Origin of the sequence: Pseudomonas sp. NS1(2017) (assembly GCF_002269425.1) — a bacterium.
Taxonomy (GTDB): Bacteria; Pseudomonadota; Gammaproteobacteria; order Pseudomonadales; family Pseudomonadaceae; genus Aquipseudomonas; species Aquipseudomonas reactans.
The window spans coordinates 2,773,241-2,797,665 of record NZ_CP022960.1; the positions used below are offsets into that span (position 1 = coordinate 2,773,241).

At 61.0% G+C, this 24,425-nt stretch carries 20 protein-coding genes; 6 read left to right on the forward strand and 14 right to left on the reverse strand.

The annotated features are described in order from the left end of the window. Positions 1 to 230: 230 nt before the first annotated feature. Positions 231 to 866, reverse strand: a complete 636-nt coding sequence (locus CI807_RS13110; RefSeq protein WP_095014942.1) for a TetR/AcrR family transcriptional regulator — start codon at positions 864 to 866, stop codon at positions 231 to 233. Positions 867 to 959: 93 nt separating this feature from the next. On the opposite strand from CI807_RS13110, the gene CI807_RS13115 reads away from it, so the two are divergent. The 3 genes from CI807_RS13115 to CI807_RS13130 all read left to right on the forward strand — a co-directional run bounded on the left by CI807_RS13115 (position 960) and on the right by CI807_RS13130 (position 6,249). After that, positions 960 to 2,060, forward strand: coding sequence for an efflux RND transporter periplasmic adaptor subunit (locus CI807_RS13115; protein ID WP_095014943.1), 1,101 nt, complete (start codon positions 960 to 962; stop codon positions 2,058 to 2,060). 6 nt (positions 2,061 to 2,066) lie between these two features. Beyond that, the gene (locus CI807_RS13120; RefSeq protein WP_095014944.1) at positions 2,067 to 5,132 is read left to right on the forward strand and encodes an efflux RND transporter permease subunit; all 3,066 of its coding nucleotides are present in this window, start codon (positions 2,067 to 2,069) and stop codon (positions 5,130 to 5,132) included. A gap of 910 nt (positions 5,133 to 6,042) precedes the next feature. After that, positions 6,043 to 6,249: a hypothetical protein gene (locus tag CI807_RS13130; RefSeq protein ID WP_095014945.1), complete on the forward strand. Its 207-nt coding sequence runs from the start codon at positions 6,043 to 6,045 to the stop codon at positions 6,247 to 6,249. A gap of 102 nt (positions 6,250 to 6,351) precedes the next feature. On the opposite strand, the gene CI807_RS13135 is transcribed toward CI807_RS13130, so the two are convergent. From CI807_RS13135 to plsB, 3 genes are read right to left on the reverse strand one after another with little or no spacing between them, the layout of a single operon-like run. Then, on the reverse strand, positions 6,352 to 7,041 hold the full coding sequence (locus tag CI807_RS13135; protein ID WP_017738305.1) for a DUF4197 domain-containing protein: 690 nt from the start codon (positions 7,039 to 7,041) through the stop codon (positions 6,352 to 6,354). A gap of 40 nt (positions 7,042 to 7,081) precedes the next feature. Beyond that, on the reverse strand, positions 7,082 to 7,483 hold the full coding sequence (locus CI807_RS13140) for a YbaY family lipoprotein (protein WP_016975828.1): 402 nt from the start codon (positions 7,481 to 7,483) through the stop codon (positions 7,082 to 7,084). 51 nt (positions 7,484 to 7,534) lie between these two features. Continuing rightward, complete coding sequence (plsB, locus tag CI807_RS13145) at positions 7,535 to 10,054, reverse strand: glycerol-3-phosphate 1-O-acyltransferase PlsB (RefSeq protein ID WP_095014946.1); 2,520 nt, start codon at positions 10,052 to 10,054, stop codon at positions 7,535 to 7,537. Between the two features lie 182 nt (positions 10,055 to 10,236). Here plsB and CI807_RS13150 point away from each other — a divergent pair, with 182 nt between their 5' ends. After that, entirely contained in the window at positions 10,237 to 10,446 is a 210-nt protein-coding gene (locus tag CI807_RS13150) for a cold-shock protein (protein ID WP_003219353.1), read from the forward strand. A 110-nt stretch (positions 10,447 to 10,556) separates the two neighbouring features. Here the strand turns inward: CI807_RS13150 and CI807_RS13155 are convergent, their stop codons facing one another. The 4 genes from CI807_RS13155 to CI807_RS13170 form a co-directional block, all read right to left on the reverse strand. Beyond that, positions 10,557 to 10,934, reverse strand: a complete 378-nt coding sequence (locus tag CI807_RS13155; protein WP_095014947.1) for a hypothetical protein — start codon at positions 10,932 to 10,934, stop codon at positions 10,557 to 10,559. A 54-nt stretch (positions 10,935 to 10,988) separates the two neighbouring features. After that, positions 10,989 to 11,798, reverse strand: coding sequence for a putative RNA methyltransferase (locus CI807_RS13160; protein ID WP_095014948.1), 810 nt, complete (start codon positions 11,796 to 11,798; stop codon positions 10,989 to 10,991). Then, positions 11,798 to 12,949: a succinyl-diaminopimelate desuccinylase gene (dapE, locus tag CI807_RS13165; RefSeq protein ID WP_095014949.1), complete on the reverse strand. Its 1,152-nt coding sequence runs from the start codon at positions 12,947 to 12,949 to the stop codon at positions 11,798 to 11,800. The genes CI807_RS13160 and dapE overlap by 1 nt, the downstream gene beginning before the upstream one ends. 228 nt (positions 12,950 to 13,177) lie before the next feature. After that, the gene (locus CI807_RS13170) at positions 13,178 to 15,769 is read right to left on the reverse strand and encodes a glycosyltransferase (RefSeq protein WP_095014950.1); all 2,592 of its coding nucleotides are present in this window, start codon (positions 15,767 to 15,769) and stop codon (positions 13,178 to 13,180) included. Between the two features lie 217 nt (positions 15,770 to 15,986). On the opposite strand from CI807_RS13170, the gene tcdA reads away from it, so the two are divergent. Continuing rightward, complete coding sequence (gene tcdA / locus CI807_RS13175) at positions 15,987 to 16,796, forward strand: tRNA cyclic N6-threonylcarbamoyladenosine(37) synthase TcdA (RefSeq protein WP_095014951.1); 810 nt, start codon at positions 15,987 to 15,989, stop codon at positions 16,794 to 16,796. 11 nt (positions 16,797 to 16,807) lie between these two features. On the opposite strand, the gene CI807_RS13180 is transcribed toward tcdA, so the two are convergent. The 5 genes from CI807_RS13180 to CI807_RS13200 form a co-directional block, all read right to left on the reverse strand. Next, the gene (locus CI807_RS13180) at positions 16,808 to 18,160 is read right to left on the reverse strand and encodes an Nramp family divalent metal transporter (RefSeq protein WP_095014952.1); all 1,353 of its coding nucleotides are present in this window, start codon (positions 18,158 to 18,160) and stop codon (positions 16,808 to 16,810) included. A gap of 75 nt (positions 18,161 to 18,235) precedes the next feature. After that, complete coding sequence (locus tag CI807_RS13185) at positions 18,236 to 18,649, reverse strand: SufE family protein (protein WP_095014953.1); 414 nt, start codon at positions 18,647 to 18,649, stop codon at positions 18,236 to 18,238. Then, the gene (locus tag CI807_RS13190; protein WP_095014954.1) at positions 18,646 to 19,851 is read right to left on the reverse strand and encodes an aminotransferase class V-fold PLP-dependent enzyme; all 1,206 of its coding nucleotides are present in this window, start codon (positions 19,849 to 19,851) and stop codon (positions 18,646 to 18,648) included. The genes CI807_RS13185 and CI807_RS13190 overlap by 4 nt, the downstream gene beginning before the upstream one ends. A gap of 64 nt (positions 19,852 to 19,915) precedes the next feature. Then, positions 19,916 to 20,950 (reverse strand): 2,3,4,5-tetrahydropyridine-2,6-dicarboxylate N-succinyltransferase, encoded by a 1,035-nt coding sequence (gene dapD / locus CI807_RS13195; RefSeq protein WP_095014955.1) that lies wholly within the window; start codon positions 20,948 to 20,950, stop codon positions 19,916 to 19,918. 33 nt (positions 20,951 to 20,983) lie between these two features. Further along, the gene (locus tag CI807_RS13200) at positions 20,984 to 21,292 is read right to left on the reverse strand and encodes an arsenate reductase (protein WP_231501198.1); all 309 of its coding nucleotides are present in this window, start codon (positions 21,290 to 21,292) and stop codon (positions 20,984 to 20,986) included. A gap of 257 nt (positions 21,293 to 21,549) precedes the next feature. Here CI807_RS13200 and CI807_RS13205 point away from each other — a divergent pair, with 257 nt between their 5' ends. Further along, positions 21,550 to 23,193 carry a Na+/H+ antiporter gene (locus CI807_RS13205; protein WP_095014956.1) on the forward strand — a complete coding sequence of 548 codons (1,644 nt, stop codon included), beginning with the start codon at positions 21,550 to 21,552 and terminating at the stop codon, positions 23,191 to 23,193. Positions 23,194 to 23,206: 13 nt separating this feature from the next. Here the strand turns inward: CI807_RS13205 and dapC are convergent, their stop codons facing one another. Then, a complete protein-coding gene (gene dapC / locus CI807_RS13210) occupies positions 23,207 to 24,406 on the reverse strand; it encodes a succinyldiaminopimelate transaminase (protein WP_095014957.1) in 1,200 nt (399 codons plus the stop codon). Positions 24,407 to 24,425 lie beyond the last annotated feature (19 nt).

The following is a 24,425-nucleotide window of genomic DNA, read 5'->3' on the forward strand; positions in this document are numbered from 1 at the left end:
GGGCCGCCGCCACGCGCCATCCATGGCGCGGGGCGGCTAAACCGGCATCCCTGCCGGTTTACCCCCCAAATCCCTGTCAGATTCCGGCCAGCGTGTTTGACGGGGCGCCTAGGATCAAGATCAAAAGCAAGAGCACGGCGGCCTGACAGCCGGCCTGAGTGGTTGGATCAAAGGCAGGTACGTGTAGGCGTTGGCTTGCCAGCGATGAGGCCCGTCCATGCAACCGGTCTTCATGGCCTGTAGGCCCGCATAAACAACCCCACCACCTCCTGCACATGGGCTTCGGCGGCTTCTTCACTCAGTTGTCCGCCGCAGCCATACAGCAAGCAGAAATTCGCCGTGCCCTTGAGCAGGCAGAAGAAATGCTCGGCCGCCGTAAAGGGCTTGTCGATGCTTAGCGCGCCGTTCTGGTCGATCTTGCCGAGCAGGCGCTCCATGCCTTGCAGCATGCGCATGGGACCTGCTTCGAAGAAGATCTGCGAGAGTTTCACGTCCTGATTGCCGGTGGTCATCATCAGGCGATGCAGGTTGACTGATTCCTCACTGTTGATCAGGCGATGGAACCCCCGCGCGATATTCAACAACACAGTCTCCACAGGCATGCCCGCAGGCAACTCGAAGTACATCACCGGCAGTTGCTCTTCGCACTTGGCCACCACGGCGGCGGTGAACAACGTCTCTTTATCGTTGAAGTGGCTGTACACGGTCAGTTTCGACACGCCGGCCTCAAGGGCCACGGCATCCATGCTGGTACTGGCGTAGCCATTGCTCAAAAACAGGATTTTCGCTGCTTCGAGGATAGCCTGGCGTTTTGCCATGTCCTTGGGGCGCCCGGGGCTATTGGTGTTTACGGGATTGTCGGACATTTTCACCTTTAATACTGGACTGGTGAGTTTGGTATTAATAACATACCCGCCAGTATAATTATTCTTAGCTCCATTTGCGAAAGGTCCTACAGCATGCGCAGTTCTTTCCTGCCCTTTGCGTTGCCTGTCAGTCTGGTCTTCCTGTTGGCCGGATGCGGCCATGAAGAAGCGGCCCAGACTACCATCCGACCGGCCATGGTGGTGCAGCCGCAGCCTTCTTCACAGTCGATGGACAGCTACCCCGGTGAAGTGCGCGCCCGTTATGAACCGGACCTGGCCTTTCGCATCGGTGGCAAAGTCAGCAAGCGGTTGGTGGAAGAGGGCGAGCGGGTCAAGGCCAATCAGGCGCTCGCCGAACTCGACCCTCAGGATGTGCGCCTGCAACTGGAAGCGACCCGTGCCCAAGTCGCCGCCGCCGAGGCCAACCTGAGCCTGGTGCGCGCCGAGCGTGACCGCTACAAGACCCTGATGGACCGTCAGATGGTCAGCCGCTCCCAGTACGACAATTCCGAAAATCTCTATCGATCCGGTGAGGCCCGTCTCAAGCAGATCAAGGCCGAGTTCGATGTGGCCAGCAACCAGGCCGGCTATGCGGTGCTGCGTGCGCCACAGGATGGCGTGGTGGCCAAGCGTGCGGTGGAAGTCGGGCAGGTGGTGTCCGCCGGCCAGACTGTGTTCACCCTGGCGACCGATGGCGAGCGCGAAGTGCTGATCAGCTTGCCGGAGCAGGGTTTCGGCCGCTTCAAGATCGGCCAGCCCGTATCGGTCGAACTGTGGAGTCAGCCCGACCAGCGTTTCAGCGGTCGCATTCGCGAGCTGTCGCCGGCCGCCGATCCAAAGTCGCGTACGTTCGCGGCCCGCGTGGCATTCACTGGGGGCAAGGTCCCAGCCGAACTGGGCCAGAGCGCCCGCGTGTTCATACAGGTCGACGGCGATATTCCGCTCTCGGTCCCACTGTCGGCCCTCAGCGCGGAAAACGGTGCGTCTTACGTCTGGCGTGTGCAGCCCGACAACACCCTCAAGCGCACACCGGTGCGCATCGGTGCCTTCGGTGAAAAAACCGTACCGGTACTGGAAGGTTTGAGCCCTACGGATTGGGTCATTGCTGCCGGTGTACATGTGCTTCACGAGGGCCAGCAAGTGCGCCCTGTGGATCGCTCCAACCGTGTGGTGAATCTGGCGGCCAAGGAGTAGTCCCCGATGGGTTTCAATCTTTCTGAATGGGCGTTGCGTAATCGCCAGATCGTCTTGTTCTTGATGATTCTGCTGGCAGTGGTCGGCACCTTGTCCTACTCCAAACTGGGACAAAGTGAAGACCCGCCGTTCACCTTCAAGGCCATGGTGATCAAGACCAACTGGCCTGGCGCCACGGCCCAGGAAGTCTCGCGGCAAGTCACCGAGCGCATCGAGAAAAAACTCATGGAAACCGGTGAGTACGAGCGCATCGTCTCGTTCTCGCGCCCCGGTGAATCCCAGGTCACCTTCATGGCCCGCGACTCCATGCATTCGGCGCAGATTCCTGAGCTGTGGTATCAGGTGCGCAAGAAGATCAGCGATATCCGCCAGACCTTGCCGCCGGATATCCAGGGTCCGTTCTTCAACGATGAGTTCGGCACCACCTTCGGCAATATCTACGCCCTGACCGGCGACGGCTTTGACTACGCCGTGCTCAAGGACTACGCCGACCGCATCCAGATTCAACTGCAGCGCGTGGCGGATGTGGGCAAGGTCGAGTTGCTGGGCCTGCAGGACGAGAAGATCTGGATCGAACTGTCCAACCTCAAGCTGGCGACCCTCGGTTTGCCGCTGGCAGCGGTACAGCAGGCGTTGCAGGAGCAGAACGCAGTCTCCACAGCCGGGTTCTTTGAAACCCCGAGCGAGCGCGTGCAACTGCGCGTATCGGGTAACTTCAAGACCGTGGAAGAGATCCGCAACTTCCCGATTCGCGTGGGCGACCGTACCTTCCGTATCGGCGACGTAGCCGACATCCACCGTGGCTTCAACGACCCGCCGGCACCGCGCATGCGTTACATGGGCGCAGACGCGATCGGCCTGGCCGTGGCCATGCGTGACGGCGGTGACATCCTGGTACTGGGCAAAGCCCTGGAAGGAGAATTCGCACGCCTGCAGAAGAACCTTCCAGCCGGTATGGAGCTGCGCAAGGTGTCAGACCAACCGGCGGCGGTGAAAACCAGCGTCGGCGAATTCGTGCAGGTACTGGCCGAAGCGCTGGCTATCGTGTTGCTGGTGAGTTTCTTCTCCCTCGGCGTGCGTACCGGCATGGTGGTGGCCCTGGCGATTCCGCTGGTGCTGGCGATGACCTTTGCCACCATGTATTACCTGGGCATCGGCCTGCACAAGATTTCCCTCGGCGCCTTGGTGCTGGCGCTGGGTTTGCTGGTGGACGACGCGATCATCGCCGTGGAAATGATGGCGATCAAAATGGAGCAGGGTTACGACCGGCTCAAGGCCGCCAGCTTTGCCTGGACCAGCACCGCATTCCCGATGCTCACCGGTACGCTGATCACCGCAGCGGGCTTCCTGCCGATTGCCACGGCGCAATCGAGTACCGGCGAATACACCCGTTCGATCTTCCAGGTGGTGACCATTGCATTGCTCGCCTCGTGGGTGGCTGCGGTGGTGTTTGTGCCCTACCTGGGGGAAAAACTCCTGCCGGACCTGGCGAAGATTCATGCGGCCAAGCACGGCACCGATGGCCCGGATCCCTACGGCACACCCTTCTATCAACGCGTAAGACGCCTGGTGGAGTGGTGCGTGCGTCGGCGTAAAACCGTGATCGTCCTGACCCTGCTGCTGTTTATCGGCTCAGTGGCGCTGTTCCGTTTTGTGCCGCAACAGTTCTTCCCGGCTTCCGGCCGCCTGGAGCTGATGGTCGATTTGAAGCTGGCCGAAGGGGCGTCCTTGCGCAACACCGCCGACCAGGTCAAACGCCTGGAAGCCTTGCTCAAGGAGCACGCGGGCATCGACAACTACGTGGCCTATGTCGGCACCGGTTCGCCGCGTTTCTACCTGCCCCTTGACCAACAACTGCCGGCCGCCAGCTTCGCCCAGTTTGTCGTGCTGGCCAAAACCATCGAGGAGCGTGAAAGCCTGCGCACCTGGCTGATCGAAACCCTCAACGAACAATTCCCTGACCTGCGCTCACGGGTCACACGCCTGGAGAACGGTCCACCTGTGGGTTATCCGGTGCAGTTTCGCGTGACCGGCGAACATATCGAAGAAGTCCGCGCCCTGGCTCGGAAAGTCGCTGCAAAGGTTCGCGAAAATACCCACGTGGTCAACGTGCACCTGGACTGGGAAGAGCCGAGCAAGATCGTCTACCTCAATATCGATCAGGACCGCGCCCGTGCCCTCGGCGTGAGCACGGCCAACCTGTCGAAATTCCTGCAGAGCTCGTTGACCGGGTCCAGCGTCAGCCAATACCGCGAGGACAACGAGTTGATCGAAATCCTCCTGCGCGGCACCGTGCATGAACGCACCGAGCTGTCGTTGCTGCCAAGCCTGGCGGTGCCGACCGACAATGGCAAAAGCGTGGCGCTGTCGCAGATCGCCACCCTCGAATACGGTTTTGAGGAAGGCATCATCTGGCACCGCAACCGTCTACCCACGGTGACCATCCGCGCAGACATCTATGGCAAGGAACAACCTGCGACCCTGGTCCAGCAAATCCTGCCGACCCTGGAAGGCGTACGCGCTGAGCTGCCGGATGGTTACTTGCTGGACGTCGGCGGCACGGTCGAAGATTCCGCCCGTGGGCAGAACTCGGTAAAAGCCGGCGTGCCGTTGTTCATCGTGGTGGTGCTGACGTTGCTGATGCTGCAACTGCGCAGCTTCTCACGCACGGCGATGGTGTTTCTGACCGCGCCGCTGGGCCTGATCGGCGTGACGCTGTTCCTGCTGGTATTCCGCCAGCCCTTCGGATTTGTGGCCATGCTCGGCACCATCGCCTTGTCGGGGATGATCATGCGCAACTCGGTAATCCTGGTGGACCAGATCGAACAGGACATCAAAGCGGGCCTGGCGCCGTGGCAGGCGATTATCGAAGCCACCGTCCGACGCTTCCGCCCGATTGTGCTGACAGCCCTCGCGGCGGTTCTGGCGATGATTCCGCTGTCGCGCAGTGTGTTCTTCGGGCCGATGGCGGTGGCGATCATGGGTGGATTGATTGTGGCGACGGCGTTGACCCTATTGTTCCTGCCGGCACTTTACGCGGCCTGGTTCCGCGTCAAGAAGGATGCCCAATAATAAGCGCAAAAACAGCGCCGTCAGCCCGAACCGCGACCGCTTTCGTGGCTTGTATTTCTTCCGGTTGACGGTAATGAGCCCCAAAGGTCTGTTGATTGTTTCGTTTATCGCGCCGCTCACTGCCTTTGCTTCGTGGCAGGGGTATGCCAGGTCATGGCTACCCTGGCATTAGTGGTCATACCGGTGGGGCGGCGTGGATTGTGCTGGCCATTGCGTGTTTTGCACTCTTCTGCTCGGCCGGCTGGTGGGTTCAGTGTTTAGTTGACGGTGTCGATCTCCCAACTGAGTTGTTCGGGATGCGTTCGGACAATACCTCTTGTCATTCACATGGCGATGCAAAGTCGCTCCCCCGCGACAGGAACGAATAGGCCCATCACTCCACTTATGGTGGCCTGGCATACAGGCGCTCTGTGTGGGCTCGCCAATGGCGGCCCGTTCAAAACAAAGTATCGATGGAGTTTCCTATGTTTCTGTTATCTGCACTGGCAAGTTTCAAGGGTGCGGTTTTAGGGTCTTTGCTCAGCAATTTTTTACCCACCAAAGATGGCACGTCGACTACCACCCCTGAATCCGGTCACCACCGTCCAGGCTGGGGGCAACATCGTCCGGCACGACCAACGTTCTCGCGAACACAAAGGGCCAGTCCTCTCAACTTGAAGCCCCATCCACACCCTATTGAGCACCCCCCGGCGTATTTACAGCGACCGATCTCGCCGCTTTTTTCGCTACACCGCTAAAGCGTACCCGGCCCATTTTGAGTCGGGCCGTTTGCTTGAATACTCAGTTGTTTCATACAAGGGAAGGAACCAATTGGTCCAATACGCCACGCAAGATTACCCTGCCATAGATACCAAGTAAGAGGTGTCGCGGTCTGGGATTGGGCCTAAATCTTGAATTTTAAGGAGTGAGTATGCTTGTTTTACCTTTGCTGGCGGTACCGCTGCTGCATATCATGGGGAAAATGATGGGGATGGAGAATGGTTTTGGATCAGGCAAAGGCCATGGCCATGGCCATCAACCGATTAATATCAACATCAACAACGACAACACGTCCTCGTCCCTTTCACAGAACCTTAACGCTGTAAATGTGATGAGCGGATCCAGCATACGCTATTAAGCGTGCCCGCTGGCTCGTCGTATGAGCGCGTCTACATCTGAATAACGTTCCAAAAAAAGCCCTGCTCAAGCAGGGCTTTTTTCACTGACCGACCAGTACGATTCAAAGTGCGCCGAATACCTTTTTGGCAAGGCTGGTGGCCGCCGCTGCCGGGTTCTTGCGAATGGTTTCTTCCTGTTGTGCAATCATCTTGAACAAGCCGTCCAGCGCTTGTTCGGTCACATAGTTTTCGACATTCGCGCTCTTGGCATCCACGGCGCCGAAGGCTGCTGCCTTGCCAGCCAGAGCGTTGTACTGCTGGGCCACACCGACCTTATCGGTAGCGGCCTTGACGATCGGCAGGAACTTGGCGCGGATCTGTTCGCGGCTGCTTTTGTTCAGGTACTGGGTGGCCGAGTCCTGGCCACCGCTGAGGATGCCCTTGGCGTCTGTCACGCTCATGTTTTTCACGGCATTCACCAGGATCGGCTGGGCCTGGGTCACAGCGGATTCAGCGGCTTTGTTCATGCTGGTTTCCAGTTGGGTGACCTGGTCGCCCATGCCGAACATCTTCAGCTTGTCGGCCACTTTGCCCAACTTGCCTGGCAGGCCGATCTTCACTTCCGGGTTGTTGCTGAAACCACCCGGCACCCCCAGTTGTTTCACGGCGATCTGCGCGCCTTGGGTCAGGGCGTCCTTGAGGCCGCCGGAAGCGTCGCCCTGGGACAGGCTGCTCAAGTCCAGGGCCATGGCGTTGGCGCCGAGCAGCAGGCCGGCACACAGGGCAGTAAAACGAAGGGAGTTACGGAGCATGGGCGCTTCCTTTTTGATCTGGCTTAAGTTCTAGAGACTGTCAGTGAGCGACAGCATCAACCCGCAGGCGCAGGGGTTGCGCGTCTTGGCCATTGAGCTGCACAGCGTGCCGTTCGGTGGTGATAAACAGTAGCTTGCCCTCCACTTCGATGCGAGCGCTGACCGAATAAGTATGGCCAGGTTTGACTTGCGCCGGGTCGTAGCTCAGGTGAAACGGCAGCGGTACCTGGCCTTTGACCGGGCCTTTCTGTTCGGCCAGGGTTACGGCCGGAGCGTCCATCAGCGACACGTCCTGCAGGCTGACGCTCAAGGTCGCTGTCGGTGGCAGGGCGATGCGTTGCAGGTAGAACACTTCGCCATCAAGGCTGGCTTTGGGGGCAGGGCTCATGGATTGGCAGGCTCCGAGCAGGGCGGTCAGGCCCAGGAGGATGATTTTTTTCATGGTGTTGCTCCTTTTCAACGGCGCCGGAATCCATCCGGCGCCTCTTTAAATCTAGCGGATTTCTTCAGGTGCACTGGCTTCGGAGTCGACAGAAGCTTCGGCGGCGCCATCCACGCGATGCAACGCCACCTGGCGGATCGACAGGCGAATCTCCGCCGGCAGCACGCGTTTTGCCGCGCCTTCGGCCAGTTCGCCGAGCAGGTCGTGATAACTCAGCTTGCCGGCTTCGTCACGGCGCAGCACATCTTGCTCCAGCAAGGTCTGGATGAAATGTCGGAAAAGGCTCTTGTCGAAGAATTCCGGGGCGTTGAGGCCGTGCAGGATCGACAGGCGCTGGGCCATGATCGTGCACAGGTCTTCCAGTTCTTCGGCGCTGATGCTGTTCTGGCCGCTGTTGAGCAGCAGCGAAATCGCCATATAAAAACGTTGCAGGGTCTGGGCAATGCTCTTGGACAGCAAGGTCAACAGCACAAAGTGTCGCGAACTCGGCGCCGGGCGCAGGTACACGTTGTTTTCGAAACGCAGCAGGCCCTGTTCGACAAAGGCCTCCAGCCATTGGTCGATCACCGTGTCCAGCTCTTCCAGCGACCAACGAATGAACAGTTCCGATTGCAGGTACGGGTACAGCGCGTGGGTGTAACGCAGGATCTGCTCGCGGCTCATCCGTGAGCTGCTCTGGAAGAAGCTCGCCAGCAGCGCCGGCAGGGCAAAGATATGCAAAACGTTGTTGCGGTAATAGGTCATCAGGACGGCGTTCTGTTCGTCCAGGTACAGGATCTTACCCAGGGCGTCGCTCTGTTCCGACAGCAGGTCCATGTCCTTCACATGCTTGATCAGCGCCAGGCCATCGCCTTCGGGCAAGGTGGTGTGAGGCGAGTAGGGCACGCGGCGCAGCAACGCCAGGTACAGGTCCAACTGGCGCGCCATGGCTTGTTCGTCCAGGGCCAGGCGGGTGGTGGACAGCAGCGCCAGGGCCACCAGGTTCACTGGGTTCACGGCGGCGGCTTCGTTCAAATGGCGTGCCACCTGTTCGCCGAGGCGGTTGGTGGTTTCGTTGAGCCAGGCCGGCTTGTAGTTCGGACCCAGTTCCTGGGCACGCCAGTCCGGTTGCTCGCTGTCGAGGAATTCAGCCAGCTTGATCGGCTCGCCGAAGTTGACCGCGACCTGGCCAAAGCGCTGCTTGAGCGCGCCGACCACTTTGAAAATATCGAAGATCGACTCTTTCTTCTTGCTCGCGCCGCGCAACTCGCCCAGGTAGGTGCGGCCTTCGAGTACACGCTCATAGCCGATGTACACCGGCACAAACACGATCGGCATGCGTGAAGAGCGCAAGAAGCTGCGCAGGGTGATCGCCAACATGCCGGTCTTCGGCTGCAACATGCGCCCGGTGCGCGAACGTCCGCCTTCGACGAAGTACTCCACCGGAAAGCCCTTGGTGAACAAGGTATGCAGGTATTCGTTGAACACTGAGGTGTACAGCGGGTTGCCCTTGAAGGTGCGGCGCATGAAAAACGCACCGCCACGGCGCAACAGGCTGCCGATCACCGGCATGTTCAGGTTGATCCCGGCGGCGATGTGCGGGGGCGTCAGGCCATTCTTGAACAGCAGGTAGGACAGCAACAGATAGTCGATGTGGCTGCGGTGGCAAGGCACGTAGATCACTTCGTAACCCTGGGCAACCTTTTGCACACCTTCGATGTTATTGACCTTGATGCCGTCGTAGATCTTGTTCCAGAACCAGCTCAGCACCACTTCGAGGAAGCGGATCGCCGTGTAGGTGTAGTCCGAGGCGATCTCGTTGCCGTAGCGCAGGGCCTGGGCCTTGGCTTTTTCCGGGCTGATCTTCTCCCGCTCGGCTTCATCGGCAATGGCCTGGCGCACCAGCGGCATGTTGACCAGGCCCTTCACCAGGTTGCGCCGGTGGGACAAATCGGGACCGATCACCGCCGTCTTCAGGTTACGAAAGTGCACGCGCAGGATGCGTTGAGCCATGCGCACGGTACGTTCGTGACCTTTATTGTGCTCGATCAATTCACGCAGGTTGATAGGCGCAGAGAATTGCACGCGGGTCTTGCGACCCAGAATCAGGATGCTCAACAGGCGGCGTAGACGCCCGGTGACCGCCCAGCTGTCGGCGAACAACAGCTTCCACGGGCTGGACTCGCTCTCGGGGGACTGGCCCCAGAACACACTGACCGGAATGATTTGTGCATTCTCTTCGGCGTGTTCGGTGAGGGTGTTGACCAGACGCGTCAATGTGGGCGGCGCGCCGCGCTTGTCCTGGCGGCCGAGCCAGTCCGGTTCCGGCGTGAGGTAGAAGAACGCCGCCGGCTCCATCAACGGGCCGACCGAGACCGGCAGCACCGGGCGCGGCAAGCCGGCCTTGGTGCACTCGGCGTCGACCACGGCCAATTCGGTGAGGGAGGGCGATTGCAGGACGTAGAACACCGGCCGGCTGCGGTCCAGGTTAAGGGTCAGGGACGACTGGTTGATCGTCTCCGAGCGAACCCAGAGGTACAACAGTCGGCGCAAGGTGCCGAACACTAGACGGCGGAACGGGGAGCGGGTCATAGGCGTGCTGCTTCAAGTGGAAAAAACCGAGCAGGCGCTCGGGCGGGTAGTGTGCCGTATTCGCCGAAAATCGGCAAAAAAGCAGCGATGTAAACTTGAGTTGATCGTTTTTGAGCCTGTCTTATACTCGGCAGTTCAATGCGAGCGACTCAACAATAAAAATGCATGTGGGAGTAAGACAGATGGCAACGCGTGAAACCGGCAATGTGAAGTGGTTCAACGATGCAAAGGGCTATGGGTTTATCCAGCGCGAAGACGGCAAGGATGTGTTTGTGCACTACCGTGCCATTCGCGGTGAGGGCCACCGCTCACTGGCCGAGGGCCAGCAGGTGGAATACGCCGTGGTGACCGGCGAGAAGGGGTTGCAGGCGGAGGATGTGGTCGGCCTGTAAGGCCGTATGTAGGAGCGAGCTTGCTCGCGAAGATCGCCAACGATAACGCGTTCGTCCTGGATGAACGCGGTGTCCTGAAGTTTTTCGCGAGCAAGCTCGCTCCTACATATTCATGCTGTTTTCCAGGTGATCTGTTCTTCACCGTCTTCGCTGATGCGAATCCAGGTGTCAGCGCTTTCTTCACCTTCTTCCTCAACCCACGTCCCCGGCGCGCAACGCACTTCCACGTTCAGCGCAGCAAACGCAGCGCGGGCGCAGGCGATGTCGTCGTCCCATGGGGTCTGGTCGCTTTCCAGGTACAGGCTGTTCCATTTGCCGACGGCTTTGGGCAGCCAGGTGACGGGCACATTGCCGGCTTTGCATTTGTAGGTCTGGCCTTTCTGGACCCAGTCGGAGCACGGGCCCAGGGCGGCGCCCAGCCAGGCGGCGATGGCCTTGTGGTCGACGTCGGCGTCCTTCAGGTAAATCTCGATATCGGGTTGGCGCATGGATGTTCCTCGTTGCGGGATTCGAAAATCCATTCGCGGGTACTGGAAAGTCAGTTATTGAAGCACGAAATAGTCGTAGCGCATCGACACAGTGACCACCAGCGGCTCAGCCGCCTCAATCACCTGTGCGCGACGCTCGGCGCTGGCACGCCAGCCGTGTGGGGTCATGGCCAGCAGGTTGGCGCGGTCCTGGGGCTCGGCGAGGCTCAGGGTGAATTCCAGCGTCTCGCTGTGCGCCAGGCTCATGCCATCCGGCACCAGGGCCAGGTGCTTGTCGTCGGTGTACTCGCGTACTTCGTCGTACAGGCGCTCGCGCAGTTCCATCAGGTGGCCGCTGGTCGGGCCGACCTTCATTAACCCACCGCCGGGGCTGAGCAGGCGCTTGGCCTCTTCCCAGTCCAATGGGCTGAATACGCTGGCGAGAAACTGGCAGCTGCCTGACGCCAACGGCACACGGGCCATGCTCGCGATCAGCCAGGTCAGCGCCGGGGTGCGCTTGCAGGCACGCTTGACCGCTTCCTTGGAGATATCCAGTGCGTAGCCGTCAGCATGGGGCAGGGCGTCGGCGATTTGCGCCGTGTAGTAACCCTCGCCGCAACCGATGTCCACCCAGCGCTGCGGTGCGCGCTCGGCGGCCAGCTCGGCCAGACGCTTGGCCACCGGGGCGTAGTGCCCGGCGTTGAGGAAGTCGCGGCGCGCTTCCACCATCGCCAGGTTATCGCCCGGGTCGCGGCTGTTCTTGTGCTGCACCGGCAACAGGTTCAGGTAACCCTGGCGTGCGCGGTCGAAACGGTGTCCGGCCGGGCACGCCACGCCATTGTCCACCGCGTTCAGCGGTGCGCTGCAAAGGGGGCACGCGAGCATCAGGCGAGCAACTTGATCAGGGTCTGGTAGTAGATTTCGGTCAGCACATCGAGGTCACTGGCGAGGATGCGCTCGTTGACCTGGTGGATTGTCGCGTTGACCGGGCCCAGCTCGACCACTTGCGTACCCAGCGTGGCGATGAAACGCCCATCCGAGGTACCGCCGCTGGTGGACGCCTTGGTCTCACGCCCGGTGATCGCCTTGATGCTGGCCGAGACTGCATCCAGCAACGCGCCCGGTTCGGTGAGGAACGGCAGGCCCGACAACGCCCACTCCACATGCCAGTCCAGGCCATGCTTATCGAGGATCGCCGCAACGCGCTGCTGCAGGCCTTCAACGGTGGACTCGGTGGAGAAGCGGAAGTTGAACACTGCCGTCAGGTCACCCGGAATCACGTTGGTCGCGCCGGTACCGGAATTGAGGTTGGAGATCTGGAAGCTGGTCGGCGGGAAGAAGGTGTTGCCGTCGTCCCAATGCTCGGCAGCCAATTCGGCCAGGGCTGGCGCAGCCAGGTGGATCGGGTTCTTCGCCAGGTGCGGGTAGGCCACGTGGCCTTGCACGCCGCGTACGGTCAGGGTGGCGCCGAGGGAGCCGCGACGGCCGTTCTTGACCACATCGCCCACCAGCGTAGTGCTCGAGGGTTCGCCGACGATGCACCAGTCCAGGCGCTCCTTGCGTGCCGCCAGGCGCTCGATCACGGCTTTGGTGCCATGGTGCGCCGGGCCTTCTTCATCGCTGGTGATCAGGAAGGCCACCGAGCCCTTGTGGTCCGGGTAGTCGGCGACAAAACGCTCCGACGCCACCAGCATCGCGGCCAGGCTGCCTTTCATGTCCGCCGCGCCACGCCCGCAGAGCATGCCGTTTTCATCGATCAACGCGTCGAACGGGTCGTTCTGCCAGGCCTGTACCGGGCCGGTCGGCACCACGTCGGTGTGGCCGGCGAAGCACAGCACCGGGCCGTCATGCTTGCCGTGGGTGGCCCAGAAGTTGTCCACGTCTTCGATGCGCATCGGCTCAAGCGCAAAACCGGCGTCGCCCAGGCGCTGCATCATCAGCTTCTGGCAATCGGCGTCAATCGGCGTGACCGATGGGCGACGGATCAGGTCGATGGCAAGTTGAAGGGTCGGCGAAAGGTCGGCATGGGCCGTCATGGGGGGAACTCCGGGAAGCATATTATGGGGCGGCAACGTTCTACTGTAGGAGCCGGCTTGCCGGCGATGTTCGCAAGGGCAGCGCGCCTCTTTCAGACAGAGCGCGTCATCGTTGACGTCCATCGCTGGCAAGCCAGCTCCTACAGTTAAAGCAAGGCGTGCAAAACGGCCGTTATCTTATAGCAAAACGGCGGCCAGAGGCCGCCGTTTAGTGCATTGCGCAAGTTTTTACACGGCTGTGACAGGCTCAGCCTTCACCGCAGGTTTCGGCAGCGAAGACAGGAACGCCATGATCAGTGCCGCCACATACGGCAGCGACTGCACCAGCAACATCACCACCCAGAAGCGGATGTCATTGCTCGGCAGGCCTTGCACCAGGTAAATCCCCAGCGCCGCGCCCCACAACAGCAGCATGATGAACATTTCTTCGCGAGCTTCGGAAATCGCCACCCAGAAACCGTGGTTATCCGCGTTTTTCGGGGTACGGAAGAACGGAATGCTGGTGGTGAAGAAGCCATACAGCACCGCCTTGGCAATGGTGTGTGACAACGCCAGGCCGGCCAGGGCCGCGCAAAACGCATCCTTCAAGTTCACGCCTACCGCGCGACGGTAGAGGAAGATGATCTTGCCCACCTTGAACACAAACAACGCCAACGGCGGGATCGCGAAAATCAGCAGCGGCGGGTCAACCCGCGTCGGCACGATGATCATCGCCGCCGACCACAACAACGCGCCGACGGTGAAGAAGATGTTCATGCCATCCGCTACCCACGGCAACCAGCCCGCGAGGAAGTGGTAACGCTGGCCACGGGTCAGCTCGGTGTCCTTGCCGCGCAACAGGCTTGCGGTGTGACGCTTGATGATCTGGATCGCGCCGTAAGCCCAGCGGAAACGCTGTTTCTTGAAGTCGATAAAGGTATCCGGCATCAGGCCCTTGCCGTAGCTGTCGTGGTAATACGCCGCCGACAGGCCTTTCTCGAATACACGTAGGCCCAGTTCGGCATCTTCGCAGATGCACCAGTCGGCCCAGCCCAATTCTTCAAGCACCGAGCGCCGGGTCATGGTCATGGTGCCGTGCTGGATGATCGCGTCACGGTCGTTGCGGGTGACCATGCCGATATGGAAGAAGCCCTTGTATTCCGCGTAGCAGAGCTTCTTGAAGGTGCTTTCGTTCTGGTCGCGGTAATCCTGCGGCGACTGCACCACGGCGATTTTCGGGTCGGCGAAGTGCGGCACCATGTGCTTGAGCCAGTTTGGTGACACGCAGTAGTCCGAGTCGATCACCGCGATCACTTCGGCGTCCTTGGCGGTGTGCGGGATCAGGTAGTTCAGCGCACCCCCCTTGAAACCGGCCAGGGGCGCGACGTGGAAGAACTTGAAGCGCGGGCCCAAGGTTTCGCAGTAGTCGCGCACCGGTTCCCACACCGCTGGGTCCTTGGTGTTGTTGTCGATGATCAGGACTTCGTAGTCCGGGTAATCGAGGGCGGCCAGGGCGTCGAGGGTCTGTTTGACCATCTCCGGCGGCTCGTTGTAGCACGGCACGTGGATCGATACTTTCGGGCGGTAGTCCGAGTCCCCTTCAACCGGCAGGAATTCACGCCGACGCTTGTGGGTCCACACCGCTTCCGCCAGTTTGTGGGCTTCGGTCAGCAACACGATAAACACGCCCAGGGCGCCGAGGGCGAGCAGGATGCCCACGGTGACACTGAACCAGGTGCTGTATTGCTGGCTGTAGTCGTAGCCGATCCACACCAGCACCGAACCGCAGAGGAACGCGATAAAGGTCAGGAAGGTACGGCCGCGTTGGCGCAGCGCCGAGCCGTCGATCATCAACAACGTCAGGGACAGCAGCGCGAGCACCACCGAACCAATGGCCAGCACGCGCCATTGCGGGATCGCGACCACCGGCCCTTCAAAGTTGAATTTCTGCTGGCGCGCGGCGTTGTACACACCCCAGTAAGCGCCCGCCGAACCTTCGTCGCTGACTTTCCACGGCTGATCGAAGGCCTCGATCACGAAGTAGTTGAAGCCCTGGCGGTTCAGCTTGTTCACCAACGTGCGCAGGTAGATCGCCTGGTCGGCGGGGGAGGTTTCATTACCCCCGCGCATGCGGCCGTTGCTCGGCCAGCCGACTTCCGACAGCAGCAGCGGTTTTTTCGGGAACAGTTTCTTCAGGTCGCGGGCACGGTCGAGTACGTACTGGCCGGCCTTGTCCATCGGGATGTATTCCCAGAACGGCAGGATGTGCGCGGCGATCAGGTCGACGTGCTTGGCCAGTTGCGGGTTTTTCTCCCAGATATGCCATTGCTCGGACGTGGTTACCGGCACTTTCACGGCGGCGCGCACCCGGTCCAGCAGCACGATCAGCGCTTCTGGGGTGATTTCTTCACGGAACAGCGCCTCGTTGCCGACCACCACCCGCACAACGCTGCGCGAGCTGTTGGCGATTTCGATGGCGCGCTGGATTTCGCGCTCGTTGCGCTCAAGGTCCGGGCTGATCCAGATCCCCAGGGTCACGCGCAGGCCGAATTCTTCCGCCAGCTTGGGGATATCCCCCAGGGTACCGTCGACCGAGTAGGTACGGATGTTGTCCGTCAGCTTGCTCATGATCTCGAGGTCGCGACGCATCTGGTCGTCGGTCGGGTACTGGTCTTTCTGCGGGTACTGACCTTGCTGGAACGGCGAGTAGGAAAAACCGGAGATCTGCTCAGGCCAATTGGGGGTGGTGACGGGGCGGTTGATCAGCGCCCAGAAACCGGTGAACAGCGCGGCGATTGCCAGCACGATCACCAGGTTGAGTCCAAATTTACGCGATGCCATGGCTATTTCGGGTTCCAAAGGGTGTGGAACGAAAAGAGGTGTCGGCCTGCGCCGAACGGCGCGCATCCTACACCGGCCCTTCCCTGACCGTACAGCAAGCAGAGAAAAACCGGACATTAGTCAGCGAAAGGCCATCTAAGTTCTTTACTTGTAGCTTGTCGCTTCGAACTTGTCGCTCTGTAGTCCATAATGCGCGCCGGTTTTTGGGGTAATGGTCATGAGTACAGAAGATCCGCGGTTTGCAGGCGTCGCCCGCTTGTATGGCATAGAAGGCCTGGAACGCTTGAAAGCGGCCCATGTGGCGATCGTCGGCGTCGGCGGCGTGGGTTCGTGGGCGGCGGAAGCGATAGCCCGTTGCGGGGTCGGCGAGATTTCGCTGTTTGACCTGGACGACGTCTGCGTCAGCAACAGCAACCGGCAGCTACACGCGCTGGACAGCACCGTGGGCAACCCCAAGGTCGAGGTGATGGCTGAGCGCCTGCGCGGCATCAACCCGGATTGCACGGTGCATGCGGTGGCGGACTTCGTGACCCGCGACACCATGGCCGAATACATCACGCCGGACATCGATTGCGTGATCGACTGCATCGACGCGGTCAACGCCAAGGCCGCGCTGATCGCCTGGTGCAAGCGCCGCAAGATCCAGATCATTACCACCGGTGGCGCCGGCGGGCAGATCGACCCGACGTTGATCCAGGTCTGCGACCTGAACCGCACCTTCAATGACCCGTTGGCGTCGAAAGTGCGCTCGACCCTGCGCCGCGACTACAACTTCTCCCGCACCGTGACCCGCCATTACAGCGTGCCGTGTGTGTTTTCCACTGAACAGCTGCGCTATCCCAAGCCGGACGGCAGCATTTGTTTGCAGAAGAGTTTTGTCGGGGATGGCGTGAAGCTGGACTGCGCGGGCGGCTTTGGTGCGGTGATGATGGTGACCGCCACGTTCGGCATGGTGGCGGCCACCAAGGCGGTGGATAAGATTGTGGCCGGCGTGCGCCGGCCTTCAGAGCGGGTCAAAAGCGCCTGATGGGTTGGGCCTCAGGCCAGCGCAAAGTCGTACAGCAGCTTGAGGTTCAGTACCACGATCACGGCGGTAACTGCCCAAGCCAGCACGGCGACCCAGGTGGACACCACAAACTCGCCCATCTTGCGCCGGTCGGTGACGAACCGCACCAGCGGAATCGCCGCGAAGGGCAACTGCATCGACAGCACCACTTGGCTGAAGATCAATAACTGTGCCGTGCCTTTCTCGCCATACAGCGCAGTGACGATAATCACCGGAATCACCGCCAGACCCCGGGTCAGCAGGCGGCGCATCCAGTGCGGCAAGCGCAGGCGCAGGAAGCCTTCCATCACGATCTGCCCGGCCAGCGTCGCTGTCACCGTGGAGTTGACGCCCGATGCCAGCAGGGCCACTGCGAATAGCGTCGACGCAATGCTTAAACCCAACAGCGGCGAAAGCAGTTCAAAGGCCTGTTCGATTTCAGCCACATCCGTGTGCCCGCTGGTGTGGAATGCTGCCGCCCCGACAATCAGAATTGCCGCGTTGATAAACAGCGCCAGCATCAGCGCGATGCTGCTGTCGGTCGTCGCCCACTTGATGGCGTCGCGTTTGCCGGGGTTGTCGCGTGGGTAATTGCGGGTTTGCACGATCGAGGAGTGCAGGTACAGGTTATGCGGCATGACCGTCGCCCCGAGGATGCCGATGGCGATGTAGAGCATGGCCGGGTTGGTCACCACTTCAGTGGATGGGATAAAGCCGTTGATAATCGCAGCGATTGGCGGCGCGGCGGCGGCGACCTGCACCGCGAAGCAGGTGCCGATGACGATCAGCAAGGCAATCACAAAGGCTTCCAGGAAGCGGAAGCCCTTGTTCATTAAAAGCAGCAGCAGGAAGACGTCCAGCGTGGTCAGCAGTACGCCGCCCATCAGCGGAATGCCAAACAGCAGTTTCAGGGCGATGGCGGTGCCGATGACTTCGGCCAGGTCGCAGGCGATGATCGCCAGTTCGCAGATGACCCAAAGGGCGAAGCTGACCGGACGCGGGTAATGATCGCGGCATGCCTGCGCCAGGTCGCGCCCGGTGGCGATGCCCAGGCGTGCCGACAATGCTTGCAGCAAGATGGCCATCAGGTTTGACAGCAGGATGACGCACAGTAGCGTGTAGCCAAATTGCGCGCCACCGGCCAGATCGGTCGCCCAGTTGCCGGGGTCCATGTAGCCGACCGACACCATGTAGCCCGGCCCGGAAAACGCCAGCAAGCGGCGTAGCCAAGTGCCCGTCGCTGGAACATTCACGCTTGCATTGACTTCGGACAGGCTTGGCTGGCGATGCGAGGCGTCGGCAAATCGCCAGGCGGCAGGGGCAGAAGGGAGCACAGGCTTGGACATGGCACAACTCCAGTGGACCGAAAGCGATACTGCAGAGATCGCCGTTCCAGAGAGACGTAGCCGTGAATGAAGAATTTAAGCCTGGCTCACGCTCAGTGTGCGCATGCGTTGAAGGACCGCGTTGAGCCCGTTGCTGCGCGAGGGTGAAAGCTGGCGTGACAAGCCCAGTTGGGCAAACCAGTCAGGCAGGTCGACTGCCTGCAACTCGGCGCCAGACAAACCGTTGACCCGTGCCAGCAGTAACGCCACCAGCCCACGGATCATGCGTGCATCGCTGCTCGCGGCGAACTGCCAGTGGCCATCGTGCAGACGGCCGACCAGCCACACCAGGCTTTCGCAGCCCTGCACGAGGTTGGCGTCGACTTTATCCTCATCCGCCAGGGCCGGCAGGCGCTCACCCCATTGCATCAGCATCCGTGCGCGCTGTTCCCAACTGCCGACAGCCTGAAAAGCCTCCAGCGCGGCCACTGCCTCCACCGGCAAGTTCATCGCAGCATATCCAAGGATTGATCCAGTGCCTCAAAGAAGCGTTCCAGGTCATCGGAATCGTTATACAGCGCCAGGGACACGCGAATCGCCCCCGACAAGTGCATCGCCTTGAGCAGCGGCATGGCGCAGTGATGCCCGGCGCGCACGGCGATGCCTTGCTCGGTCAGCAGGTGCGCGAGGTCGGCGTTATGCACGCCATCGACCACAAAGCTGACCAACGCCACCTGGGGCGAACCCAGCACGTGCACGCCATTGCGCGCTTTGAGCCCGCGCAACAGGTAATCATGCAACGCCGCTTCATGGGCGATCACGGCCTGTTGATCCAGCGAATTCAGGTAATCCAGGCTGGCGCCCAGGCCAATCACGCTGGCAATCGGCGGGGTGCCGGCTTCGAAACCCAGCGGCGCCGGGCGGAAGCTGGCGCTGTGGTAGTCGGCCTGCTGCACCATCTCGCCGCCGAACTGCCAGTGGCGCACGTGGTGCAGGGCCTCGTTACGGCCAAACAGCACGCCGACGCCGTCCGGGCCATACAACTTATGGCTGGAAAACACGTAGAAGTCGCAACCCAGGGCCTGCACGTCGTGACGACCATGGACGATGCCCTGGGCGCCATCGATCACGGTCAGCGCGCCGTGTGGCTGGGCGAGTGCCATCAGAGCGTCCAGCGGCTGCCAGGCGCCGAGCACGTTGGAGAGCTGGCTCACTGCCAGTAGCCGTGTACGCGGGCCGATCAACTCGGCAGCGGCAGCCAGGTCGATCACGCCGTCATCACTCAGTGGCAGTACCACCAGGTTCAGTGCGCGGCGCTTGGCCAATTGCTGCCAGGGCAGCAGGTTGGCGTGGTGTTCCAGGGCGCTGATGACAATCTCATCGCCCGCATTGAATAAGTGCTCCAGGCCATAGGCCAGGAGGTTGAGCGCAGAGGTCGCGCCGTGGGTGAACACGATCTGCCCGCTGTCGCCTGCATTCAACCACTGCGCGACCTTGCTGCGGCTGTCTTCAAACGCCTGGGTCGCATGGGCGCCTGGCAAATGCTGGGCCCGGTGCACATTGGCTGCGCCGTTGGCGTAGTAATGGCTGATGGCATCCAGTAAGGCCTGGGGTTTTTGCGTGGTGGCGGCGTTGTCCAGGTAGGTCTGGTCTTGCCGTTGCAGGGTGGCGATGGCCGGAAAGTCGGCGCGCCAGGGGGAGGGCACTAGCATGGTGTTCAAGACTCGTATAAGCGAGCCCCAGGGTCGGGGCCCGCTAGGGGCATCGAGTGGCTGCTTAGTTGTGAGCGTGCAGCGCTTCGTTCAGTTCGATGGCCGATTTGTGGGTTTTGCACTCCACGGCACCGGTCTCGGAGTTGCGGCGGAACAGCAGGTCCGGCTGGCCGGCCAGCTCGCGTGCCTTGACCACTTTGACCAGTTGGTTCTGCTCGTCCAGCAGCGCAACCTTGGTGCCGGCAGTGACGTACAGGCCTGACTCAACGGTGTTGCGGTCGCCCAGCGGGATACCGATACCGGCGTTGGCGCCGATCAGGCAGCCTTCGCCAACCTTGATCACGATGTTGCCGCCGCCCGACAGGGTGCCCATGGTGGAGCAACCGCCGCCCAGGTCCGAGCCCTTGCCGACGAATACGCCCGCCGATACACGGCCTTCGATCATGCCCGGGCCTTCGGTGCCGGCGTTGAAGTTGACGAAACCTTCGTGCATCACGGTGGTGCCTTCGCCGACGTAGGCGCCCAGGCGGATACGCGCGGCGTCAGCGATACGCACGCCGCTCGGCACCACGTAGTCGGTCATTTTCGGGAACTTGTCCACCGAGAACACTTCCAGCAGCTCGCCACGCAGGCGGGCCTCCAACTGGCGTTCGGCCAGTTCGTTGATGTCGATCGCGCCCTGGCTGGTCCAGGCCACGTTTGGCAACTGCGGGAACACACCGGCCAGGCTCAGGCCGTGGGGCTTTACCAGGCGGTGGGACAGCAGGTGCAGCTTGAGGTAGGCCTCTGGCGTGGAAGTCAGTGCGGCGTCTTCGGCGAGCAGGGTGGCGACCAGCGGCGTGTGGCTTTCAGCCAGGCGATTGAGCAGCGCGGCTTGGGTAGCGTCGACATTCTTGAGCGCATCAGCCAGTTGCAGCGCTTGGCTGATGGTGAAGGTGATCGCCTGGTTGCCTTCGGTGTAGCCGAGGATCGGTGCAACGGCTTTGATGATTTCTGCCGACGGGTTGAGCAGCGGTTGTGCGTAAAACACTTCCAGCCAAGCACCTTGGCGGTTCTGAGTGCCGACGCCGAAGCCCAGGCTGAACAGGGAATTGGACATGCTGTTACCTCTACAAAAATGGTAAGGGCTGGCCTACTTGAGGGCCGCCGAATAACTATCTGGCTTGAAGCCAATCAGGGTTCTGTCACCGAGATCAAGCACCGGGCGCTTGATCATCGAAGGTTGTGCGAGCATCAATTCAATGGCTTTCGACTGATCGAGATCGGCTTTGCGTTCGTCTTCGAGTTTGCGAAAGGTGGTGCCCGCACGGTTCAAAACCACCTGCCAACCGTGCTCATTGCACCATTGGGTCAAGTGTTCGCGGTCGATACCGGCCGTTTTGTAGTCGTGAAACTCATAGTTGACGCCGTGCTCATCGAGCCAGGTGCGCGCCTTTTTCATGGTGTCGCAGGCTTTGATGCCGAAAAGGTGCAACGTTTTGCTTGAAGCGGTCAAGGAATTGCCCCCCTTTGGACCAAGTGGAAACGAAAGGTCACGGATTATGCCATGACCAGCGGTCTCTGGTGCCCCTCGTCATGCTGGCGTGCGACTTATGTGCAAATGCCAGCCGGCAGCATAGGTCGTTAATATGGCACTTCAACGGCGAGTTGTTGCCTGATGTGTGTCGTTGCAAGTCGATTGTCCGGGAAACCCGCGTTATGCAAACCGCCTACACCGTTCTTATCCTGCTGATGCTGGTCAGCGTTTCGCGTCTGGTCGGGCGTGTCATTCCTCTGCCGTTGCCGCTGGTGCAGATCGCTGCCGGTGCCTTGCTGGCCTGGCCGACGCTGGGGCTGCATGTGGCGCTGGACCCCGAGTTGTTCCTGTTTCTGTTCTTGCCGCCGTTGTTGTTCTCCGATGGCTGGCGGATGCCCAAGCGAGAGTTGTGGCGCCTGCGCGGGCCGATCCTGACACTGGCGGTGGGCCTGGTGCTGTTTACCGTAGTGGGCGCCGGTTACTTCATTCATTGGATTTTGCCTACGATCCCGTTGCCGGTGGCCTTCGCCCTGGCGGCCGTGTTATCGCCGACGGATGCCGTGGCGGTGTCGGCCATTTCCCAGAACCGCTTGCCCACGCCGCTGATGCACATGCTCCAGGGCGAGGCCTTGATGAATGATGCCTCGGGTCTTGTGACCTTCAAATTCGCCCTGGCAGCGGCGTTGACCGGGGTGTTTTCCCTGGCGGATGCCAGCCTCACGTTTGTCCTGGTGGCCGTCGGTGGCCTGGCGGTCGGCGTGGCGCTGAGTTGGCTGGTCGGTCGTTTGCGCGCGTGGATGATCGCGCGGGGCTGGGACGACCCGGCAACTCACGTGGTGTTCATGTTGCTGCTGCCGTTTGCGGCCTATGTGCTGGCCGAACGGCTGGGGGCTTCGGGCATTTTGTCGGCGGTTGCGGCGGGCATGATGCAGAGCTGGCTCGACCTGCTGCCGCGCCAGACCAGCACGCGTTTGCTCAATCGTAGCGTGTGGTCGTTGCTGGAGTTCGCCTTCAATGGGTTGATCTTCCTGCTGCTGGGCCTGCAACTGCCGGACATCATCAAGGCGGTGGTCAGCCATGAGCCGACACTGTGGCCGACCCTGTTTTATCGCTGCCTGGATGTGGTCGCGATCTTCCTGGTGCTGGTGGTGCTGCGCTTTATCTGGGTGCAGAGCATCTGGCGGCTGTCGGGCTTGTTGCGCAGGATTCGTGGGAAAAGTGAGTTGACGCTGGTGCCGACCGCGCGTTCCTGTTGGTTGTTGACGGTCGGCGGCGTGCGTGGTGCGGTGACGTTGGCGGGTGTGATGTCGGTGCCGTTGCTGCTGGCTCCGGGCCAGGATTTTCCCGAGCGTGACTTGCTGATCTTCATCGCGGCAGGCGTGATTCTGTTGTCGCTGATTGCAGCCTGCATCGCCTTGCCGCTGTTGTTGCGCGGTATCGAAAAGAGCCCCGATGAAAAGCGCCACAAGGAAGTGCGCGAAGCCTGGAAGAAAACCGCCGTGGCCGCGATCCATGCACTGGAAACCGAAGAGCCCGGTGAAGCCGGGACCCAGGATGCCGCCCAGTCGGCATTGGTCGCTGAGCTCAAGGCACGATTGATGTCGGAATATCGCCATCAATTGGAGGTGTTCAACGACTCGACTGAAGCCCAAATGCTGGCGCAGCAGTTGGACCAGTTGGAGCGCAAACTGCGGCTCAAGGCCCTGCGGGCGCAGCGCTTGGAGTTGTACAGCCTGAGCCGTCATCACCAGATTGGTGATGACGTGCTGCGTGAGGTGCTGGCGGAGTTGGATATGAGTGAGGCGAATCTGGGACAGGTGAAGTGACCCTGATCGCGCCTTAGAGGCGACGTTGAATAAACCCGCGAATCCGCTCAGCCGCTTCCACACACTCCGCCAACGGCGCAACCAACGCCATGCGCACACGACCGGCGCCAGGGTTGAAGCCATCCACCTCCCGCGACAGGTACGAACCCGGCACGACGGTCACATGCTCCTCCACGAACAGGTCGCGGCAGAACGCAGCGTCGTCGCCATTCACATTCGGCCACAAATAGAAGCCGCCATCCGGGCTCTCTACGTCCAGTACCGGCTTGAGAATCGCCAGTACTGCGTCGAATTTCTCGCGATACAAGTCACGATTGGCCAGCACGTGGGCTTCGTCCTGCCAGGCCACAATACTGGCCAGTTGGGTTTGCACCGGCATCGCACAGCCATGGTAGGTGCGGTACAGCAGGAAGGCCTTGAGGATGTCTGCGTCGCCGGCCACAAAACCGGAGCGTAGGCCCGGCAGGTTGGAGCGCTTGGACAGGCTGTGGAATACCACGCAGCGCTTGAAGTCCTGGCGGCCCAGTTCGACGCACGCGCTCAACAGGCCGGGCGGCGGGGTTTGTTCGTCGAAGTACAACTCGCTGTAGCACTCATCGGCGGCAATGACGAAGTCGTATTCGTCGGCCAGGGCAATGAGTTTTTTCAGGGTGTCGACCGGGATTAGCGCGCCGGTCGGGTTGCCGGGCGAGCACAGGAACAGGATCTGGCAGCGTTTCCAGATGTCCGGCGTCACAGCGTCGAAGTCCGGGTTGAAGCCATTGGCGTCCAGGCACGGCAGGTAGTGCGGCTTGGCTCCGGCCAAGAACGCGGCGCCTTCGTAGATCTGGTAGAACGGGTTCGGGCTGACCACCAGTGCATCGTCGCCACGGTTGACCACGGTCTGGGTGAAGGCGAACAGCGCTTCACGGGTGCCGTTGACCGGCAGGATGTTGCGCGCCGGGTCGAGCCAGCCCTTGGGTACGTTGAAGCGGCGTTCGCACCAGGCACCGATGGCCTCGCGCAGGGCCGGGATGCCCAGGGTGGTCGGGTACACGGCCATCTGGTCGAGGTTGTTGCTCAATGCTTCAGCGACGAACTGCGGGGATTTGTGCTTCGGTTCGCCGATGGACAAGGCAATAGGGCGCTTGTCCGGGTTCGGTGTGACGCTGCCCAGCAGGGCGCGCAGTTTCTCGAAGGGGTAGGGCTGGAGCTGGTTCAGAGCGTTGTTCATCGGTGGATCTCGTGCAAGG

Bases quoted from the DNA above. Each gene is read 5' to 3' on its own strand.
- CI807_RS13110 (WP_095014942.1), bottom strand. From the start codon at position 866: ATGTCCGACAATCCCGTAAACACCAATAGCCCCGGGCGCCCCAAGGAC.
- CI807_RS13115 (WP_095014943.1), top strand. From the start codon at position 960: ATGCGCAGTTCTTTCCTGCCCTTTGCGTTGCCTGTCAGTCTGGTCTTC.
- CI807_RS13120 (WP_095014944.1), top strand. From the start codon at position 2,067: ATGGGTTTCAATCTTTCTGAATGGGCGTTGCGTAATCGCCAGATCGTC.
- CI807_RS13130 (WP_095014945.1), top strand. From the start codon at position 6,043: ATGCTTGTTTTACCTTTGCTGGCGGTACCGCTGCTGCATATCATGGGG.
- CI807_RS13135 (WP_017738305.1), bottom strand. From the start codon at position 7,041: ATGCTCCGTAACTCCCTTCGTTTTACTGCCCTGTGTGCCGGCCTGCTG.
- CI807_RS13140 (WP_016975828.1), bottom strand. From the start codon at position 7,483: ATGAAAAAAATCATCCTCCTGGGCCTGACCGCCCTGCTCGGAGCCTGC.
- plsB (WP_095014946.1), bottom strand. From the start codon at position 10,054: ATGACCCGCTCCCCGTTCCGCCGTCTAGTGTTCGGCACCTTGCGCCGA.
- CI807_RS13150 (WP_003219353.1), top strand. From the start codon at position 10,237: ATGGCAACGCGTGAAACCGGCAATGTGAAGTGGTTCAACGATGCAAAG.
- CI807_RS13155 (WP_095014947.1), bottom strand. From the start codon at position 10,934: ATGCGCCAACCCGATATCGAGATTTACCTGAAGGACGCCGACGTCGAC.
- CI807_RS13160 (WP_095014948.1), bottom strand. From the start codon at position 11,798: ATGCTCGCGTGCCCCCTTTGCAGCGCACCGCTGAACGCGGTGGACAAT.
- dapE (WP_095014949.1), bottom strand. From the start codon at position 12,949: ATGACGGCCCATGCCGACCTTTCGCCGACCCTTCAACTTGCCATCGAC.
- CI807_RS13170 (WP_095014950.1), bottom strand. From the start codon at position 15,769: ATGGCATCGCGTAAATTTGGACTCAACCTGGTGATCGTGCTGGCAATC.
- tcdA (WP_095014951.1), top strand. From the start codon at position 15,987: ATGAGTACAGAAGATCCGCGGTTTGCAGGCGTCGCCCGCTTGTATGGC.
- CI807_RS13180 (WP_095014952.1), bottom strand. From the start codon at position 18,160: ATGTCCAAGCCTGTGCTCCCTTCTGCCCCTGCCGCCTGGCGATTTGCC.
- CI807_RS13185 (WP_095014953.1), bottom strand. From the start codon at position 18,649: ATGAACTTGCCGGTGGAGGCAGTGGCCGCGCTGGAGGCTTTTCAGGCT.
- CI807_RS13190 (WP_095014954.1), bottom strand. From the start codon at position 19,851: ATGCTAGTGCCCTCCCCCTGGCGCGCCGACTTTCCGGCCATCGCCACC.
- dapD (WP_095014955.1), bottom strand. From the start codon at position 20,950: ATGTCCAATTCCCTGTTCAGCCTGGGCTTCGGCGTCGGCACTCAGAAC.
- CI807_RS13200 (WP_231501198.1), bottom strand. From the start codon at position 21,292: ATGAAAAAGGCGCGCACCTGGCTCGATGAGCACGGCGTCAACTATGAG.
- CI807_RS13205 (WP_095014956.1), top strand. From the start codon at position 21,550: ATGCAAACCGCCTACACCGTTCTTATCCTGCTGATGCTGGTCAGCGTT.
- dapC (WP_095014957.1), bottom strand. From the start codon at position 24,406: ATGAACAACGCTCTGAACCAGCTCCAGCCCTACCCCTTCGAGAAACTG.